This window comes from Alphaproteobacteria bacterium LSUCC0719, assembly GCA_040839025.1.
Taxonomy (GTDB): domain Bacteria; phylum Pseudomonadota; class Alphaproteobacteria; order Puniceispirillales; family Puniceispirillaceae; genus UBA8309.
The window spans coordinates 92,509-111,786 of the sequence record JBFPJN010000007.1 but is presented as its reverse complement, the minus strand read 5'-3'; the positions used below and the strand labels follow the sequence as shown (position 1 = coordinate 111,786).

The 19,278-nt window shown below is 59.9% G+C and carries 17 protein-coding genes; 2 read left to right on the top strand and 15 right to left on the bottom strand.

The features are described 5' to 3' along the window. Positions 1 to 2 precede the first annotated feature (2 nt). Together fabB and AB3X55_12430 are read left to right on the top strand one after the other, a co-directional pair. The gene (fabB, locus tag AB3X55_12435; GenBank protein ID MEX0504397.1) at positions 3 to 1,235 is read left to right on the top strand and encodes a beta-ketoacyl-ACP synthase I; all 1,233 of its coding nucleotides are present in this window, start codon (positions 3 to 5) and stop codon (positions 1,233 to 1,235) included. Between the two features lies 1 nt (position 1,236). Further along, the gene (locus AB3X55_12430; protein ID MEX0504396.1) at positions 1,237 to 2,043 is read left to right on the top strand and encodes an enoyl-ACP reductase; all 807 of its coding nucleotides are present in this window, start codon (positions 1,237 to 1,239) and stop codon (positions 2,041 to 2,043) included. 80 nt (positions 2,044 to 2,123) lie between these two features. Here AB3X55_12430 and pnp read toward each other — a convergent pair whose 3' ends face one another. The 15 genes from pnp to miaB form a co-directional block, all read right to left on the bottom strand. Continuing rightward, complete coding sequence (gene pnp / locus AB3X55_12425) at positions 2,124 to 4,238, bottom strand: polyribonucleotide nucleotidyltransferase (protein ID MEX0504395.1); 2,115 nt, start codon at positions 4,236 to 4,238, stop codon at positions 2,124 to 2,126. A 342-nt stretch (positions 4,239 to 4,580) separates the two neighbouring features. Then, positions 4,581 to 4,850: a 30S ribosomal protein S15 gene (gene rpsO, locus AB3X55_12420; GenBank protein MEX0504394.1), complete on the bottom strand. Its 270-nt coding sequence runs from the start codon at positions 4,848 to 4,850 to the stop codon at positions 4,581 to 4,583. Between the two features lie 42 nt (positions 4,851 to 4,892). Continuing rightward, positions 4,893 to 5,831: a tRNA pseudouridine(55) synthase TruB gene (gene truB, locus AB3X55_12415; GenBank protein MEX0504393.1), complete on the bottom strand. Its 939-nt coding sequence runs from the start codon at positions 5,829 to 5,831 to the stop codon at positions 4,893 to 4,895. Between the two features lie 12 nt (positions 5,832 to 5,843). Continuing rightward, positions 5,844 to 6,230, bottom strand: a complete 387-nt coding sequence (gene rbfA / locus AB3X55_12410; GenBank protein MEX0504392.1) for a 30S ribosome-binding factor RbfA — start codon at positions 6,228 to 6,230, stop codon at positions 5,844 to 5,846. Positions 6,231 to 6,260: 30 nt separating this feature from the next. After that, entirely contained in the window at positions 6,261 to 8,858 is a 2,598-nt protein-coding gene (gene infB, locus AB3X55_12405; GenBank protein MEX0504391.1) for a translation initiation factor IF-2, read from the bottom strand. A gap of 87 nt (positions 8,859 to 8,945) precedes the next feature. After that, positions 8,946 to 9,527 (bottom strand): DUF448 domain-containing protein, encoded by a 582-nt coding sequence (locus AB3X55_12400; protein MEX0504390.1) that lies wholly within the window; start codon positions 9,525 to 9,527, stop codon positions 8,946 to 8,948. 21 nt (positions 9,528 to 9,548) lie between these two features. Beyond that, complete coding sequence (nusA, locus tag AB3X55_12395) at positions 9,549 to 11,126, bottom strand: transcription termination factor NusA (protein ID MEX0504389.1); 1,578 nt, start codon at positions 11,124 to 11,126, stop codon at positions 9,549 to 9,551. A gap of 51 nt (positions 11,127 to 11,177) precedes the next feature. Beyond that, positions 11,178 to 11,669: a ribosome maturation factor RimP gene (gene rimP / locus AB3X55_12390; protein ID MEX0504388.1), complete on the bottom strand. Its 492-nt coding sequence runs from the start codon at positions 11,667 to 11,669 to the stop codon at positions 11,178 to 11,180. Positions 11,670 to 11,906: 237 nt separating this feature from the next. After that, on the bottom strand, positions 11,907 to 12,608 hold the full coding sequence (locus AB3X55_12385; GenBank protein MEX0504387.1) for a tRNA (guanosine(46)-N(7))-methyltransferase TrmB: 702 nt from the start codon (positions 12,606 to 12,608) through the stop codon (positions 11,907 to 11,909). A gap of 26 nt (positions 12,609 to 12,634) precedes the next feature. Next, positions 12,635 to 13,810, bottom strand: coding sequence for a methionine adenosyltransferase (gene metK / locus AB3X55_12380; protein ID MEX0504386.1), 1,176 nt, complete (start codon positions 13,808 to 13,810; stop codon positions 12,635 to 12,637). A gap of 28 nt (positions 13,811 to 13,838) precedes the next feature. Then, complete coding sequence (gene lnt, locus AB3X55_12375; protein MEX0504385.1) at positions 13,839 to 15,344, bottom strand: apolipoprotein N-acyltransferase; 1,506 nt, start codon at positions 15,342 to 15,344, stop codon at positions 13,839 to 13,841. Further along, a complete protein-coding gene (locus AB3X55_12370) occupies positions 15,337 to 16,182 on the bottom strand; it encodes a hemolysin family protein (protein ID MEX0504384.1) in 846 nt (281 codons plus the stop codon). Before AB3X55_12370 ends, lnt begins: the two co-directional genes overlap by 8 nt. Continuing rightward, positions 16,182 to 16,805 (bottom strand): rRNA maturation RNase YbeY, encoded by a 624-nt coding sequence (gene ybeY, locus AB3X55_12365; GenBank protein ID MEX0504383.1) that lies wholly within the window; start codon positions 16,803 to 16,805, stop codon positions 16,182 to 16,184. The genes AB3X55_12370 and ybeY overlap by 1 nt, the downstream gene beginning before the upstream one ends. A gap of 98 nt (positions 16,806 to 16,903) precedes the next feature. Then, on the bottom strand, positions 16,904 to 17,866 hold the full coding sequence (locus AB3X55_12360; protein MEX0504382.1) for a PhoH family protein: 963 nt from the start codon (positions 17,864 to 17,866) through the stop codon (positions 16,904 to 16,906). 10 nt (positions 17,867 to 17,876) lie between these two features. Then, positions 17,877 to 19,175 (bottom strand): tRNA (N6-isopentenyl adenosine(37)-C2)-methylthiotransferase MiaB, encoded by a 1,299-nt coding sequence (miaB, locus tag AB3X55_12355; protein ID MEX0504381.1) that lies wholly within the window; start codon positions 19,173 to 19,175, stop codon positions 17,877 to 17,879. Positions 19,176 to 19,278: the final 103 nt, after the last annotated feature.

Genomic DNA, 19,278 nt, shown 5'->3' with positions numbered 1-19,278 from the left:
TCATGCGTCGCGTCGCCATCACCGGAATTGGTATCGTATCGTCGATCGGCAACAATGTTGCCGAGGTCACGGAGTCCCTTCGCGAGGGCCGGTCGGGCATTGTCCACGCGCCGGAATATACCGAGCTTGGGTTCCGCAGCCAGGTGCATGGCACCATCAAGATGGATATCGCCGAACATATCGATCGCAAGCAGCTTCGCTTCATGGGGGATGGCGCGGCCTATGCGGTGCTGGCGATGGAACAGGCCATTGCCGATTCCGGCCTTGACGAGGATCAGGTATCGAACCCGCGTACCGGACTGATCGCCGGGTCGGGCGGCCCCTCGACAGCCAACATGATGCAGGCTTTCGACGTTACCCGCGAGAAGGGCCCAAAGCGGGTTGGCCCCTATATGGTGCCACGCTGCATGTCGTCGACAGTGTCGGCCTGTATCGCCACCTTCTTCAAGATCAAGGGTGTGAATTTTTCCATTACCTCGGCCTGTTCCACCTCGGCTCATTGCATTTCGTCGGCTGTCGACGCCATCCGCAATGGCAGCCAGGACATCGTCTTTGCCGGTGGTGGTGAAGAGCTTCACTGGACCCTGTCCGTGCTGTTCGACGCGATGGGCGCCATGTCATCGAAATATAACGACACGCCGGAACGGGCCTCGCGCGCCTATGACGCCGACCGTGACGGATTTGTCATCGCCGGCGGTGGCGGCATGGTGGTGGTTGAGGATATGGAGCATGCGCTGGCCCGAGGGGCAAAGATCTATGCCGAAATTGCCGGTTATGGGGCGAATTCCGACGGGCACGACATGGTTGCCCCGTCCGGCGAGGGTGCGGTTCGCTGTATGGAGCTGGCGCTGAACGGTTTTGACGGCAAGCCGATCGAAGAGCCTGTCGACTATATCAACGCGCACGGCACCTCGACACCGGTTGGCGATGTCAAGGAACTGGACGCGGTGCGCGAGGTGTTTGGCCCGCGCGGCTATCTGCCGACGGTAACATCGACCAAGTCGCTGACAGGTCACTCGCTTGGTGCCACCGGGGTACAGGAAGCCATCTACACCATGATCATGATGAAAGAAGGGTTCATTGCCGGTTCGGCGAATATCGAAACCCCGGATCCGGCCATTGGCGACATTCCGGTGCCGACATCACGGGTCGATGATGTCGATATCAGGCTGGCCCTGTCGAACTCCTTCGGCTTTGGGGGCACCAACGCCACGCTGGCGCTGCGGAAGGTCTGACATGGGGACGTCTGGAGTGTCCGGGGGCCTTCTTGCCGGCAAGCGCGGGCTGATCATGGGCGTCGCCAATGAACGCTCAAGTGCCTGGGGCATCGCCGCCGCCGCCGCCGAGGCCGGCGCGGAACTTGCCTTTACCTATCAGATGGAAGGGTTCGGCAAGAGGCTGCGTCCGCTTGCCGAGTCGGTTGGGTCAGAGCTGATGGTCGAATGCGACGTGGCCAATGAAGGTGCCGTTGCCGGTGCGTTTGACTGGCTGTCCGGCCACTGGTCGAGCATTGATTTTGTTGTCCACGCGCTTGCCTTTTCCGACAAGTCGGAACTGAAGGGTGCCTATTTCAACACCAGCCGCCGGAATTTCATCGATACGATGATGGTGTCAGCCTTTTCCTTTACCGAGGTGGCGCAGGCGGCACGCCATATGATGCCCGATGGCGGCTCGCTGCTGACCCTCAGCTATATCGGTGCGCAGCGGATTTCCCCGAATTACAATGTCATGGGCGTAGCCAAGGCGGCGCTGGAAAGTTCGGTGCGCTATCTTGCCGTCGATCTTGGTGGCCAGAACATCCGGGTGAACGCCATGTCGGCGGGCCCGATGAAAACACTGGCCGGCGCGGCAATCACCGGCGCGCGGCATATCTACCGCCACGCCGAGGACAGCGCCCCGCTGCGCCGCAACCCCGACATCAACGAGGTTGGCCGGTCCGGACTCTATCTGATCTCCGATCTGTCCTCCGGAGTCACCGGCGAGGTGCATTTCGTCGATGGCGGCTTCAATACGGTGGCTGTGCCACCCGAGGCAGACGCCTGACCGCAAGTCTGTTTCAGGCATAAAAAAACGCGCGCCGGATACGACGCGCGTTTTTCTGTTCGATATATCCGATACCGGATCTATTCGTCGGCAGCTTCGGCCTCGAGGTCGGCACCCGTCTCCTGATCGACGCGCTTCATCGACAGCTTGACCTTGCCGCGGTCGTCAAAGCCGATGACCTTGACCTTGACCTGATCACCTTCCTTACAGATGTCGGTGGTCTTTTCAGTCCGGCCGTTCTGCAGTTCGGAGATATGGACAAGCCCGTCCTTGGCGCCGAGGAAATTGACAAAAGCGCCAAAATCGACAGTCTTCACGACGGTGCCGTTATAGATCACGCCAAGCTCAGGCTCGGCAACGATATCCCTGATCCGCGCCACCGCGGCCTCGCCCGACGCGCCGGTGACAGCGGCCACCTTGACGGTGCCGTCATCATCAATGTCAATCTTGGCACCGGTGGTCTCGCAGATCTCGCGGATGATCTTGCCACCCGGCCCGATGATGTCGCGGATCTTGTCGACCGGGATGCTCAGGGTGGTGATCTTCGGCGCGCTGTCGGCCAGACCCTCGCGGGCCGAGGTCAGCGCTTTTGACATCTCGCCGAGGATATGGAGGCGTCCATCCTTGGCCTGGGCCAGGGCAATCTCCATGATTTCCGGCGTGATCGACGTGATCTTGATGTCCATCTGCAGAGATGTGATGCCTGCTTCGGATCCCGCAACCTTGAAATCCATGTCGCCAAGATGATCCTCGTCACCGAGAATATCCGACAGCACGGCGTAATCATCACCTTCCTTGATCAGGCCCATGGCAATACCTGCCACCGGACGATCAACCGGCACACCGGCATCCATCAATGCCAGCGAACCGCCACAGACAGTGGCCATCGAGGACGAGCCGTTCGACTCGGTAATCTCGGACACAAGCCGGATGGTGTAGGGGAAGTCTTCCTTGCGCGGAAGCAGTGGCCGCAGCGCGCGCCAGGCAAGCTTGCCATGACCGATCTCGCGACGTCCCGGGGACCCGACACGACCGGCTTCGCCAACCGAATAGGGAGGGAAGTTGTAATGCAGCATGAAGTTCGAGCGGCTTTCACCGACAAGCGCGTCGATGATCTGCTCGTCCTGACCGGTACCAAGAGTGGCAACAACCATGGCCTGAGTTTCACCGCGGGTGAACAGCGCCGACCCGTGCGCCCGCGGCAGGAAGCCTGCCTCGGCAACAATCTGTCTGACCGTCTTCGTGTCACGGCCGTCAATGCGCGATCCTGTCTTCAGGATGGACCCGCGAACGACATCGGCTTCCTTGCCCTTGATCAGGCTGCCGACGAGAACGCCGTCATAATCATCACCAAGCTTTTCCTTGATCGCCGTCCGCACTTCACCGAGCGCCGCCTGGCGATCGCTCTTGTCGGCAATCTGGTAGGCAGCGGCGAATTGCTTGTCAAACTTGTTGATGACGGCCTGGATTTCAGCGGTTTCTGCCGGCTCTTCAGGAAGGGCACGCGGCTCCTTGGCGCAATTCTCGGCAAGCTCGATAATGGCGTCGAGAACAGGCTTCATCGCCTCATGGCCGAAATTCACAGCGCCAAGCATGATCTCCTCAGACAGCTCCTGCGCTTCGGATTCCACCATCAGAACGCCTTCATGGGTGCCGGCCACGACAAGATCGAGGTCGGTTTCGTCCATCTGCTCAACCGTCGGGTTGAGAACATAGGCGCCGTCAATCCAGCCAACACGTGCTGCAGCGATCGGACCAAAGAAAGGCACGCCCGACAGGCACAGCGCCGCCGAGGCACCGACCATCGCGGCGATATCCGGATTGTTCTCCATATCATGCGCCAGCACGGTACAGATCACCTGTGTTTCACATTTGAAGGAGGACGGGAACAGTGGCCGGATCGGACGGTCGATCAGACGGCTGACCAGCGTTTCATTCTCGGAAGGGCGGCCTTCACGCTTGAAAAATCCACCGGGGATCTTGCCGGCGGCAAACGCCTTTTCCTGATAGTTGACTGTAAGTGGGAAGAAATCCTGTCCTGGTCGTGGGCTCTGTGCTGCCACGGCGGTACAAAGGACGGTGGTCTCGCCAAGGCTGACCATGACCGCGCCATCGGCTTGACGGGCAACCTTGCCGGTTTCCAGAACAAGCGGGGTGCCGTTCCAGTCAAGCTCTTTGCGGAAAATCTTAAACATCGGTGTGTATCTCTTTCATCATCACAATGCCGGACCCGTTGGGCGAACATGGCGTTCACGCGACCGATTCGCGGCCACGCGTCAGCAACAGGAAATATGTCCGTGGATGTGCTTGGGGGATTGACCGCCGCTCGGTCCGCGGTGTCGGTCTATTGGGCCCCCACGCCATCATCAATGGGCCCCGGCGCTTTTGTCTGTTCTCCTGTTCGGCGCTGTTGTGACACGCGACAGGCGAAATTGCAAACAAGAAATAGCCGCCATGATTCCCGGCATGAAAAAGGCCCGGCTGCGCGGGCTGCCGGGCCTGATCTCATGCGGGCTTGGCCGCTGATGCAACCGGGATTACCGACGCAGCCCAAGACGGCCGATCAGCTCCTTGTACGCGCCTTCATCACCCTTCTTGATATAATCGAGAAGATTGCGGCGCTGGCCAACCATCGACAACAGACCCCGGCGCGAACCGAAATCCTTTTTGTGGGTCTTCAGATGCTCGGTCAGATTGACGATCCGTTCGGTCAGAATGGCGACCTGTACGGCAGCCGAACCGGAATCCGTATCCGATTTGCCAAATTCCTTGATGAGTTCAGCCTTGCGTTCGTTTGTAATCGACATCGAAACCTCCTTTGGTTTCCCTTCCGGCACCAGGCCGCAAGGTCATAGATTGAAAACGCGAAGCGGTTGCAGTTGGCCGGCCTTCACCGTGACCAGCGCCACGGGATCATCACCGAACAATGCAACTCCGGTTCCGGTCGATGACACTTCCGCGAAACGCGCCATGGCCGAAGGGCCCAGCGCCGGGAGTGTCTGACCGTGACGGAGTTTTGCCGCCTCGCCCGCCGACACGGGCAACGCCGGGATGTCGTCCAGCGCACTCGTAACGGGCTTCAAATGCTCGAAAGCGGCGGCACTATGCTCCAGCTCCTCCAAAAAAGCCAGCGAAATCGCGTCCGCTTCGCAAAAGGGGCCGACAGACAGCCGTCGCAACAGGCTGACATGACCGACACTGCCAAGCGCGCGCGCAATGTCGCGTGCCAGCGACCGGATATAGGTACCCTTGCCGCATGCCACAAAGAAGGTGGCGCTGTCTGCTGTCAGGTCGCGGAGATCAAGCTGGTCGATTTCCACCTCGCGGGGTGCCAGTTCCGGAAGCGTGTCAAGACCATCCGCCACCGCCTTGCGGGCAATGTCATAGGCCCGCGCGCCATCAATCTTGATCGCCGAGAAAATGGGCGGACGCTGCTCGATACGGCCGGTAAAGCTTGGCAGGATGGCGGCGATGGCCTCGCGCGATGGCCGCACATCGGATGTTGCGACAACGCCGCCTTCCCGGTCATCCGTTGTCGTCTGCACGCCGAATTTCAGGGTGAAGCTGTAGGATTTGGCACCGTGCATGGCATAGGAGACCGTCTTTGTCGCCTCGCCAAGCGCAATTGGCAGGATCCCCGTGGCCAGCGGATCGAGTGTGCCGCCATGGCCAGCCTTTGCGGCAGCAAAGACGCGCCTGACAATGCCGACGGCCCGCGACGAGCTCAACCCTTCAGGTTTGTCGAGAATCACCCAGCCATGAACCGGATTGCCCTTTCGCGACACCATCGACCTGTGGTCTCAGTCGTCGCTGCGGATGCTGTTGAACACAACATTCATCCGGGCCGCATTCTCAAAACTGTTATCAAGCAGGAATTTCAGCCGCGGCACACGGCGAAGATGCACCCGTCCGGCGACCTCGCGCTGCAGCACCGGCGCCAGCCGGTTCAGCGCCGGCAGCACTGTTTCAGCCCGCTCGCCACCAAGCGGCATCGTGTAGACACGGGCATTGGACAGATCGGGACTGACAGAAATCTCGGAAATGGTGATTGGTACACCATCCAGATCAGGATCGAAAAAGGTATCACGCGTCAGAATTTCAGACAGCGCATGGCGCAGCATCTCGCCAACGCGAAGCTGGCGCTGCGATGGCATGTTGGCGGCGACCCGCTTCGATTTTCCAGCCATAATGTCCTCTTTGTCGCGGACGGCGACGGATCAGTCGAGCGTACGGGCCACTTCACGAAGCTCGAAACATTCGATCATGTCGCTTTCCTGGATATCCGAGTAATTCTCGAATCCCATGCCACATTCGAAGCCTTCGCGAACTTCCTTGACCTCGTCCTTGAAGCGCCGCAGCGTCTTCAGCGAGCCCTCATGGATCACCACATTGTCACGAAGCAGGCGTACCTTGCAGCCCCGCTTGATGACCCCCTCGGTGACCATACAGCCGGCAACCTTGCCAACCTTGGACACGCCAAATACCTGACGGATTTCGGCATAGCCGATGAAATCTTCCTGCGTATCCGGGCTGAGAAGACCACCCATCGCCGCCTTCACCTCGTCGATCAACTCGTAGATGATCGAATGGTAGCGGATTTCCACGCCGTCACGCTTGGCCAGATCGCGCGCCTGCGGAATGGCACGCACATTGAAGCCGATGACAATGGCGTTGGATGCGGTGGACAGTGAAATATCGGATTCGCTGATAGCACCGACACCGGCCGACAGGATCCGCACCTTCACCTGGTCGGTGCCGAGCTTTTCCAGCGCCACGCGAATCGCCTCGAGAGACCCGTGAACGTCGGTCTTGATGACAACGGGCAGCTCTTCGGCCTCGCCCGCGGCAATCGCCGACAGCATCTGTTCAACCGATCCACGCGCGCCGCGCGCGGCCTCCCGGTCCTTGAGCTGCCTTGTGCGGTATTCGGCAATTTCCCGCGCCCGGCCCTCGGTTTCAACGACAACACAATTGTCGCCAGCCATTGGCGTGCCGTTCAGGCCAAGGATTTCGACAGGTTGTCCCGGACCGGCGGATTGCAGATTTTTGCCACGGTCATCCAAAAGCGCCCGCACACGACCGCTTTCTGCACCGATGACGAAAATATCACCAAGCTTCAGCGTGCCTTTTTGCACCAGCAGGGTGGCAACTGAACCACGGCCCCGCTCCACCTTCGCCTCGACGACAACGCCGCTTGCGGCACGATCCGGGTTGGCGGTCAACTCGAGAAGCTCGGCCTGAAGCATGATGGCTTCTTCAAGCTTGTCCAGCCCCTGTCCGGTAAGTGCCGACACATCGACACACAGCACGTCACCACCATATTCCTCGGTGATGATTTCATGCTGGAGAAGGTCGTTCCTGACACGCTTCGGGTCGGCGTCGGGCTTGTCACATTTGTTCACGGCAACAATTACCGGACAGCCGGCAGCCTTGGCATGGTTGATCGCCTCGATGGTCTGCTGCATCACCGAGTCATCGGCCGCCACGACAAGGATCACGATATCGGTGATATTCGCACCGCGCGAGCGCATCTCGGTAAAGGCCTCGTGACCCGGGGTGTCGATAAAGGTGATGGTGTTGCCGGCCGAGGTGTTGATCTGATAGGCACCGATATGCTGGGTAATGCCACCTGACTCACCAGCCGCCACATCTGTCTGCCGGATCGCATCCAGAAGGCTTGTCTTGCCGTGATCAACATGTCCCATCACGGTGACAATCGGGGGCCGCGGCTTCAGGCTGGCCGCATCATCCTCGGCACCTTCAAGGCCGATTTCAACGTCCGATTCGGACACCCGCTGCACACGGTGGCCGAATTCCTGGGCAACCAGCTCGGCTGTCTCGCCATCGATGGTCTGGGCTGCCGTAGCCATGACGCCAAGCTTCATCAGTTCCTTCACCACATCGGCGGTGCGTTCCGCCATCCTGTTGGCGAATTCCGCCACCGTGATGGTGTCGGGGATGACGACATCCCTGACCTGCTTCACCTGCGGCTGGTCGTCACGCATCCGCGCCTTTTCACGCTGACGCCGAACCGACGCCAGAGACCGCTGACGCCGCTGCTCGTCACCTGACAGCGCCTGGGTAATCGTCATCTTGCCGGACTGGCGGCGGCCAGCACCATCACGGCGCGGCGCGGCAGGGCGGCGCGAGGGGATTTCCTCGACATGGCGGCGGCGGCGGCCAGGCGCGTCAACCGCCGACGGCCCCGACGGAGATGGTGCTGCCACCGGAGCGGCGACATTCGCCGCCGCGGCGCGGCGGGCATTGGCCTCGGAATGCTTGCGCGCCTCTTCTTCGCGGCGGCGCTCTTCCTCGGCTTCGATTTCCTTCAGCTCGGCAAGTTCGGCAGCGCGGCGCGCCTCAGCCGGGTCAAGCGGCTCTGCCGGCACATCAGGCTGTGCTTCGCTCGCCGCTTCTCCGGCGGCGGCGTCCACATCATCAGCCGGTGACGTATCCGGCGCATCGTCCCCTGTTGCACCATCGCCCGGCGCGGCGTCGGGCTTCTTCATGCCTTCCTGCAGCGCCCGGACGCGGGCGGCGCGTTCCTGCGCGGTCAGACGGTCTTCCGAATCAACAGTCTCAGGAGTGGCGGCGGCCGGCGGCGGCGGTGTTGGTGTCGCGACAGGTTCAACCTGGGGCGCGGCTGCACGATGCGGCGCGGCCGGCGCACGCTTGCGGCGCACCTCGACCTGTACGGTGCGACGTCCGGCGCCACCAGTACTGGCACGCAACGTCCCCGCCTCGATTCCGCCAAGTGTCAGCTTGCCACCACCGGACAGGCTGAGCTTCTTGGATTTTCCGCTATCGTCGCTCATCTACGAACCCTTTCCTGGCGATTGGAATGCGTCCGCCACGCGAACCGCACACCCCATCGCCCATGTGAGCACGGTGATACACCGGTATCACCGTGCCTGACAAGCCGAAGACACAGAAAAGACCTCCATGCGCATCAGCTCAAGACGGAGTGTCTCCGCCAATTTTGGTGCCCTGCCGGCGCGAACGCCGACAAAGGCAAGACTGTCCCGGCCAAAGATCCGACCAAGTTCCTCGGCCATCAGGCAGCGGCTTGTCCATTCAACATCAAGACGTGAACACAGGCGCCGCATTTCCCGTTCCGACGCATCGGGCGCGGCAAGAAGGCCGATGAATCCCACCGCCTCTGCAGCCAGCTTTCCCGAACCGCCAACAAGACATCCGGCACGGCGCGCCATACCCGCAGTGGCAATGGCACGCGCCCGCAGCATGTCGGCAATATTCGTGATTTCACGCTCTGCGTCCTGAATCCCGGCACCGATTCGCCGCTGCAGCAGCTTTTTGGCAACAGCCCGGCGCAGGCTGTCCGCATTCAGCTCGATCCACGCGCCGCGACCCGGCAGTTTTTCTGCCAGATCGACAACAGCATGACCTTCAGGGCCGGCAACGAACCGGATCAGCCGGTCACGTGGCAGGCTCTCGCCGGACAGGATGCAGGTGCGCTCGGCCATGCGTTCCTCCGGACCATGGTGCTAGCTTGCCGCCGGCGCATCGCCGGTGTCAGCTTGGGCATCATCAGCCGGCATTTCAGCCGCCTCGGATTCCTCGTCATCGAACCAATGCGCGCGGGCCGCCATGATGATGTCACCAGCTTCGGTATCATCCTCGAGCCCGTGCTCGGACAGCATCTCGACAAGTTCGTCACTGTCGAGATCAGCAAGGTCATCAAGACTGACGATACCGTTCTCGGCAAGCTTCAGCATCATGCCAAGGCTGATATATTCGAAATTGCGGAGATCATCGGCAACCTTCAGCTCGTCAAGGGCCTCGTTGATGCGCTGTGCTTCACGCTCGACAAACTCGACGGCGCGGGCTTGAAGCTCTTCAGCGATCGATTCATCGAATCCCTGGATCATTGACAGTTCCGCGATAGGTGTCTCGGCGATTTCCTCGGGAAGCACGAACCCTTCTGCAACAAGAAGATGCGCGATGACATCGTCAATGTTCAGCGCCTCGATGAAGCGCGCGGAGCGGGTGCGGAATTCCTCCTGCCGTCGTTCCGATTCCTCGGCTTCGGTCAGAATGTCGATATACCAGCCGGACAGCTGCGAGGCGAGGCGGACATTCTGTCCACGGCGGCCAATGGCAAGGCTGAGCTGGTCATCGGGAACGACAACCTCCATCCGGTTTGCCACTTCATCCATCACCACCTTGGCCACCTCGGCAGGTGCCAGCGCGTTGACAACAAAGGAAGCCGGATCCTCGGTGTAGGGAATGATCTCGACCTTTTCGCCCTGCAATTCACCAACCACCGCCTGGACGCGGCTGCCACGCATACCGACGCAGGCGCCGACAGGGTCAATCCCCGGATCCTTTGACAGCACCGTGATCTTGGCGCGGCTGCCGGCCTCGCGGGCGACACCCTTGATCTCGATGATGCCGTCATAGATTTCCGGCACTTCCTGGGTGAACAGCTTGGCCATGAATTCGTTACAGGCGCGTGACAGGAAAATCTGCGGGCCGCGAGCCTCTTCACGGACATCAATGATGTAGGCCCGAACACGATCGCCCTGACGCAGATTTTCCCGCGGGATCATCTCTTCGCGGCGGATCACCGCCTCGGCGCGACCGAGATCAACCGTAATGGAGTAGCTCTCGGCACGCTTTACCGTACCGACGACGATCTCGCCGACACGGTCCTTGTATTCTTCATACTGGCGGGCACGCTCGGCATCGCGAACCTTTTGCGAGATCACCTGTTTGGCTGTCTGCGCGGCGATACGGCCAAATTCGATTGGGGGCAGGGACTGGCGCCAGAATTCACCGACCGCAAGCGGGGGCGTCTGCTTGGCGCCGTCCTCGACACTCATCTGGGTGGCGTCGTCCTCGACCTCCTCGACAACCTCGATCCAGCGCTCAAGGGTGATGGCACCGCTTTTCCGGTCGATCATCGCGCGGATGTCGCGGTCCAGCCCGTATTTGGCGCGACCTGCCTTCTGGATGGCTTCTTCCATGGCCACCATGACCTCTTCGCGATCAATCGACTTTTCGCGTGCCACCACATCGGCGACCTGGATCAGTTCAAGTCCTGGGATCGATGATGTATCCATTTTTCTTCTACCTGCTCAGTTGCGTCGGTTTTGACGTGTAGACAATGCCGTTCAGGACCGTGTGGTCGCTTCACGGGTGAAAATTTCAGTTGGATCAATTCGTGCCGAATCGATCTCCTCAAAGGCAAAGGCGAATTTGCCAAAGGCGGTGTCGATGATGATCTTTCCATCCTCGTTACGTCCGCCAAGCCGGCCATTGAACCGCTTGCGCCCATCCAGCATGAACCGCAATGTAAGTTTCGCCAGTTCGCCGGCAAAGCGGTCATAATCTTCGATGCGGGTCAGCGGCCTGTCGATGCCGGGCGAACTGACCTCAAGGATATAGGCGCTGGTGATCGGGTCATCGACATCCAGAAGCGCCGCAACATGCCGGCTGAGTGTCTCGCAATCTTCGACCGTCATTTCACGGTCTTCTTTCGGTTCAGCCATAATCTGAAGCTGATTGCGGCCGTTCTTCGTTCCCGAAAACCGCACCCTGACAAGCTGGAAGCCAAGATCTTCCACCGCGTCTTCAATGATCTGACTGACTCGTGATTCAACCACGTTGCAATCTACCCGTTTCTGCCCAACCGCTTCTGCCTGTCCGCTTCTGCTTGTGCCGCGTCCGGTCTGGCCGGTTTCACAGCTGCCATGTCCGGGGCCGGAGCCACCACCCGTCACCCGGACTTCAGGCAATAAAAAAGTGGGCCAGCGGCCCACCATCTGAAGCGACAGTATGTTGTTGCCATCTATATAGTCGGTTGTCGGCGGCATGGCAAGGCAGAACAAAGTGATGCCGGTTCAGTCCTGACGACGTTCAAACAGGAACCAGTTCGGGATCCGGGATTCACGCTCGGCCTTTTTCATGTAGCGCGTCGGCACCAATGCGTGAGGGCGTTCACGCCAGTTCACAGGACGGCGGGCAGTCCAGCGGAAATCAGCATGTGAACAGGCTGCCTGAAGAAGCCAGGATTTCGCAACGGGGTGATCACTGGCCAGAACGAGACTGCCGCCTGGCCGGATCAGACGCGCCAGTTCGTCAAGCACGGCCGGTGCCAGGATTCGCCGCGCCGCATGGCGACGCTTCGGCCACGGATCAGGAAACAGTACATAGGCACCGGCAAGGCTGGCATCCGCCATCCCCTCCAGAATCAACCGCACATCATCATCCCAGATCCGGATATTGGACAGGCCGTGATCAGCAATATGGCGGAGCAGGCTGGCCACCCCATTGATAAAGGGTTCAGCGCCGATGAAACCCGCCTCCGGACGCGCCGCCGCGACCGCGGCCAGGTTTTCGCCACCGCCAAAACCGATTTCGAGAAACACGTCATCGGGATGCTGGTCGAACTGGGCGCCAGGCTGCCTCGCCGGCTGATAGCGAAGCCGGGGGAGTTGCTCATCAAGCAAACCCTGCATGGTGGAACGAAGCTTGCGTCCCTTGCGACGCCCGTAGAAATGGGGCCCGGACAAATGGGGGTTGTCACCGTCAGGTCTGGTCATCATCCGACTGCCGGACATGCTGCTGCTCAGACCGAGGCGGCAAGCTTGTCCGCAAGATCAACGGCTTCCCAGCTGAAGCTGCCCTCACCCGCCTCGCCAGCTGTGCGGCCAAAATGACCATAGGCAGCGGTCGGTGCATAAATGGGCCTGTTCAGGCCAAGATGCTGGCGAATATTACGCGGTGTCAGCGGCATCGCAGCGGTCAGCGCGGCTTCGAGACGGGCATCATCAACAGTGCCGGTTCCATGAGTGTTGGCATATACCGACACCGGCGCGGCGACCCCGATGGCATAGGCAAGCTGAATCGTGCACCGCTCAGCCAGGCCAGCGGCAACCACATTTTTGGCAAGATAGCGGGCCGCATAGGCCGCAGACCGGTCGACCTTTGTCGGGTCCTTGCCCGAAAAGGCACCGCCGCCATGGGGCGCCGCCCCCCCATAGGTATCAACAATGATCTTGCGCCCGGTCAGGCCAGCATCACCGTCAGGCCCGCCAATAACAAAATTACCAGTCGGATTGACCAGAAGATCATCGGCACCAACCATCCAGCCATCCGGCAGGATGTCGGCGATCACGGGTGTAACCAGCCGGCGGATGTCATTCTGGCTGGCACCATCGGCATGCTGGGTGGACAGCACGATCTTATGTGCCCCAAGCGGCTGGCCATCATCATCATAGGCAAGCGTGATCTGGCTTTTCGAATCCGGCCCCAGAATGGAGTCGGCATCAGCCTTCCGGATTTCGGCAAGCCGCTTCAGGATCTGGTGCGAATAGTGAATCGCCGCCGGCATCAGTACGTCTGTCTCGCGGCAGGCATAACCGAACATCAAGCCCTGATCACCAGCACCCTCGTCCTTTGCCTCGCCCTCATCGACACCCATGGCGATATCGCTTGACTGCTCGTGAAGGTGGTTCTCGAACTTAAAATGCGCATGGTGGAATTTGTCCTGCTCATATCCGATATCCGCAACGGCTCCGCGAACAGCGCCCTCAATCGCGCCGAGGATGCCGGCAAGCTTGTCCTTGGAAGCGCGAACCTCGCCACCAATGATCACCCTGTTCGTCGTGGCAAATGTCTCACAGGCAACCCGGGCTTCAGGTTCCGCCGCGAGAAACAGGTCGAGAACGGTGTCCGACACACGGTCGCACAGCTTGTCGGGATGCCCCTCTGAAACCGACTCAGAGGTGAAAAGATGGGCCATTTTTATCTCCACATCATAGATGTCTGTTCTAGTGCCTCATAGATCTGGCGCGGTCAAGGCGGATAGCCAGACCAATGACAACGGCAACCAGCATCAGAAACCCGATCTCGCGCCATCCGGCATAGATGGTGGGCCCTAGTGACGGGGGAATGTCTACATCCAGGAAACCTGTCTCGCCAAGACCGATTTTGCCAAGCTGCCTGCCGGCACCATCAAAGGCGGCACTGATACCGGTATTGGCAACGCGGATCATGGGGATGCCTTCCTCGACCGCACGCATCCGGGCCTGCGCCAGATGCTGCCACGGACCCGGCGTATGCCCGAACCAGGCATCATTGGTCAGATTGACAAGCATGTCGGGGCGCGGCCCCGGCAAGACAACAGCCCCGGGAAACAGGGTTTCATAGCAGATCAGCAATTGCAGATGACCATAATGCGGCAGGGTGAACAGCCTGTTATGAACAGCCGGCGAAAAATCAATCGGCCCGGCAATCGCATCGGCAAACGGCAGAAACCGCCGGAACGGAACATATTCACCAAAGGGAACCAGGCGACGTTTGTCGTACAGCGCCTCAATCTGGCCTTGCGGGGTGATCAGTGCCGCGGCGTTGAAAAGCCGGTCCTGCGAGTCGAAGCGTGGCACTCCGGTGATCAGCCATCCATCGAATGGCAGCGCCTCCCATGCGGTCCTGCGCAGAAGCGGCAGTTCACGATCAAGAAGTCCGGCGAAAGCTGTTTCGGGCCAGATCACAAGCTGTGGAATCGGTTGGCTGTCGCGTGACAGCGAGACCAGTCTCTGCAGGTGTCCATCTCGCACCGACTTGTCCCATTTTTCATGCTGTGGAACGGCCGGCTGGACGATGCGAAGCTTTTTTGGCGTCGCATCATCGACCGCTGGCGCAAGGCCTGCCAGCCGCGCCATGCCAGCAAGTGATGCCAACGGCACAATCAACAGGGTGATGACAGCCAGACGACGCCACCCGCACCACCACAGCGCTGGTGCCAGCGCCCAGACCAGCGCCAGCAAAGTAAGGCCGTAAAGGCCAAAGACCGCCGCCATCTGCAGCAGCGACAGATGCGCGGAAAACAGATAGCCGGGCGCATTCCACGGAAACCCCGTGGCAACATGGCCGCGTGCCCATTCACAAAGAGACAAGGCCGCCGCAAACAACAGCATCCGTGTCAGCGCCGTTCGTCCAAACCGATGCGCCAGCATGCCTGCCGGCACCCAGAACAGCGCCAGAAGCGCCGGTATGCCGAACAATGGCAGGGGAACGAGCGGCCAATGACCTGTCTCTCCGGTGACCATTGACAACGAAATCCACCATAACGAGGCGAAGAACCAGCCAAAGCCGGCGGCGGCGCCAATCATGCCCGCCTCCGACATCGACCTCGAACGAGCCAGCATCACCGCCGGCACGGACAGCGCGGCAATAAACGGTACAAGATGAAAGGGCGGCAGCGCCAGTGACGCCACCATACCTGCCAGTGTGGCAAGAACAGGCCGTCGCCACCGCTGGCGTGCGTCAGTCACTGGCAGTTTGGGAGTGGCGTGAGACACCGCGAATCTTCAGCAGGGCAAGACGCCGCGGATCGCCCTCGACAACCTCGAACTGCAGCCCCGAAGGGTGACGAACAACCTCACCGCGCCCCGGAACGCGTCCGGCAACCGCACAGACAAGCCCGCCAACTGTGTCGATCTCGTCACGGTCATCATCTTCAAGCAGACGCCCGGTCAGGGTTTCAAGTTCCTTCACCTCAAGGCGTGCTTCAGCAAGGATTGTCCCGTCATCATTGAATGTCATCTGAGGCTGTATGGTCCGGTCGTGTTCATCCTCGATCTCGCCGACAATTTCCTCGACAAGATCCTCGATTGTGATCAGACCGTCGACACCACCGAATTCATCGACAACCAGCGCCAGATGCCGACGCCGCAGACGCATTTCATGCAGCAGATCAAGAAGCCTGATGGTCGGCGCCACAAACAGCGCGGGCCGCAGCAATGTTCCTATATCGGGTGCCTTGCCGGCATGCAGATGCGCAAAGACGTCCTTGATATGAATGATCCCGGCAATGTCATCCAGGGTCTCGCGCCGGACCGGGAGCCGGCTGTGGTTCGCGGCTGTCATCTGCGCGATGATTTCGGAAAAGCTTTCCGACATGCTGACCGACACGATATCGGCCCGCGGGATCATCACATCCGAGGCGTTCAGGTCCTGAAGGCCAAGGATATTGCGCAGAAGTGCCTCTTCATGCGGATCAAAGCTTGCCATATCGGCAGCCGGAACAGCCAGCAGGCTTTCCAGCTCGTCGCGGCGTGATGCCGGCGGGTTCAGCGCCGGAAAGATTTTTGACAGCAACATTCGCACCATCACACTGCCTCTCCATCAGGCTGGTCATCAGACCCTGCATAGGGATTGGCAATGCCAAGCCGTGCCAGAACACGAATTTCACCAGCTTCCATGATTTCAGCCTCGTCATCAGCCTGATGGTCATGCCCCATCAGATGCAGCAGGCCATGAACCCACAGATGAACCAGATGGTCCTTGACATCCTTGCCGTCCTGGACGGCTTCGCGGGACAGCGTTTCATAGGCGATGGCGATTTCACCCGGCGCCAGCCGTTTGATGTCGGTCATGGTCTGGTCTGGCATGTTCCGGTCTGGCATGTCCTGATCCATCATTCCGTCATCATCGGAAGACGGAAAGGACAGTACATTCGTCGGCGCATCCTTGCCACGGAATTGCAGGTTCAGCTCGTGAATCCGTTCATCACCGCCAAAAAGCGCACCGATCTCAAGCCGCGGCCAGCCGAAGGTCTGGCAGGTCATATCGGTGGCTGTAGTCAGCAAGGGGCGAACAGCATCGATCACATCGTCCGGCCAGATATGCCGGTCGATAACCAGATCAAGATGGCTACCACCATCGGTTTGCCATTGTTCGGATGAAAGAGGGTCCGGGTCCGGACTGTCGGGCTCCAGGGGCATTGTGCTCATGCCAGTAACTTCGGCTGCTCCATGCGGGTCTGTCGGCGTCATGTACCGACATGCCATTTGGACTGATTTTGCTTCATCTGTCCAGAGGCTTGCGTGTTTCAGCTGTCGCTTTCATATGCCTGAAGAATGCGCGCCACCACCGGATGCCTGACAACATCCTTGCCCGACATATGCTTGATCCCGACACCTTCGACCTGATCAAGCCGCCCGACAGCATCGGCAAGCCCCGATGGCTGACCATCGGGAAGGTCGATCTGGCTGAGATCACCGGTGATGACCATGCGGGAATCCTGACCCAGTCTGGTCAGCACCATCTTCATCTGAACCGGCGTTGTATTCTGCGCTTCATCAATGATGACGTAGGACGCGCTGAGGGTCCGTCCCCGCATGAAAGCAAGCGGCGCGATCTCGATCTCGCCACTGACAAGCATGCGCTCGACCTTGTCGGCCGGCATCATGTCATACAGCGCATCATAAAGAGGCCGAAGATAGGGATCGACCTTTTCCTTCATATCGCCGGGAAGAAACCCAAGGCGCTCGCCAGCCTCAACGGCTGGGCGCGACAGGACAATCCGTTCAATCTCGCGCTTCTTGAGCGACTCAACAGCCTTCGCCACCGCCATATAGGTCTTGCCGGTACCCGCCGGCCCAAGCCCGAAAACCACCTCGCGCTTGCGCAACAGCTCCAGATAGGCGGCCTGTCCCGGTGTCTTGGCAATGATCTTCTTGCGCCAGGTTTCCACGCCCTGGCCCTGGCCGGGGCTGGCAGCGCTGTCACCAACCGCAACCCAGCGCAACGCATCGCTGATCAACGAGCCGTCATCGGGAATCTCGCCGCCACTGCCAAGCTTGCGGTAGACATCTTCGAGTGTGCGGCGCGCCGTTTTCACCGCCGCTGCTGGACCGGAAATCGTGATGCTGTTGCCGAAACTGTCCAGCGACACATCAAGCGCCTTTTCCAGACGCGCCAGATTCTGGTTATGCTCGCCGGTCAGCATGGCAAGCGTGCCATTATCCTCGAACTCCATACGGATCGAGGTGGGTTTCACCGCCTTTACCATGTGAAGCCGATCATGCAACAACCCCAACGACGCTGTTCTGCTTTGCCTCGGTCACACGGCAGGAAATGATGCTGCCAACGAGGTCCTCGCCAGCTTCCAGATTGACCGCCTGCATATAGGGGCTTCGTCCCGCAACCTGTCCTTCACGCCCGCCACGCCGTTCAATCAGAACATCCATGGTTTTGCCTTCACTTGCCTTGTTGAAGGCCAGCTGCTGGGCGTTCAGCAATTGCTGCAAGGCCTCCAGCCGGTCAGCCTTGGCTTCCTCCGGCACCTGATCGCTCGACGCGGCAGCCGGTGTGCCGGGACGCGGGCTGTATTTGAAGGAATAGGCCGAGGCATAGCCCACCTTGTCGACAAGGGCCAGCGTTTCGGCAAAATCGCGATCGGTTTCACCGGGAAAGCCAACAATGAAATCACCGGAAAACGCAATGTCGGGGCGCACCTCGCGAAGCCTGTCAAGCACCCGCAGATAGACATCATGGGTATGGCGGCGGTTCATCGCGGCCAGAATACGGTCTGATCCCGACTGCACGGGAAGATGCAGATAGGGCATCAGGCTCGGCACATCACGATGCGCCATGATCAGATCGTCTTCCATGTCCAGCGGATGCGATGTCGTGTAGCGGATTCGCTCCAGCCCATCAATCTCGGCAAGTTCACGGATCAGCCGCGCCAGGCTCCAGCTGCCACCATCGGCAGCTTCACCGTGATAGGCGTTGACGTTCTGGCCAAGCAGCGTCAGTTCGCATGTGCCGGTGCTGACAAGACGACGCGCCTCTTCGAGGATCCCGGCCGCCGGCCGCGAAAATTCGGCACCACGTGTATAGGGAACCACGCAAAAGGCACAGAATTTGTCGCATCCTTCCTGTACCGACAGGAAGGCAGCCGGACCACGGGGGGCATGCTCTCCGGGAAGCCGGTCAAATTTGATTTCTTCGGGAAATTCCGTGTCTATCACCCGCTGGCGCGCACCGGGATCAATCCTGGTAACCAGTTCGGGCAGGCGGTGATAGGTTTGCGGGCCGACGACAATATCGACCCATGGCGCGCGGCGGGTGATTTCCTCGCCTTCGGCCTGGGCCACACAGCCGGCGACCGCGATCGCCACATGGCGGCCTTCCTGATCTCGCGCCCGTTCCTTCATCATCCGCAATCTGCCAAGCTCGGAAAATACCTTCTCCGAGGCCTTTTCGCGAATATGACAGGTATTGAGAATGACCATATCCGCGCCATCCGCACTCGTCGTTGTGCTGTAGCCAAGCGGCGCCAGCACGTCGGTCATGCGGTCAGAATCATAGACATTCATCTGGCACCCGTAGGTTTTGATGAACAGTTTCTTTGACACGATCGCAGCTCTTTTCCGGCGGTTCAAGGCACGGGACAACCCCGTGGCTTTTTGATGCATTTTT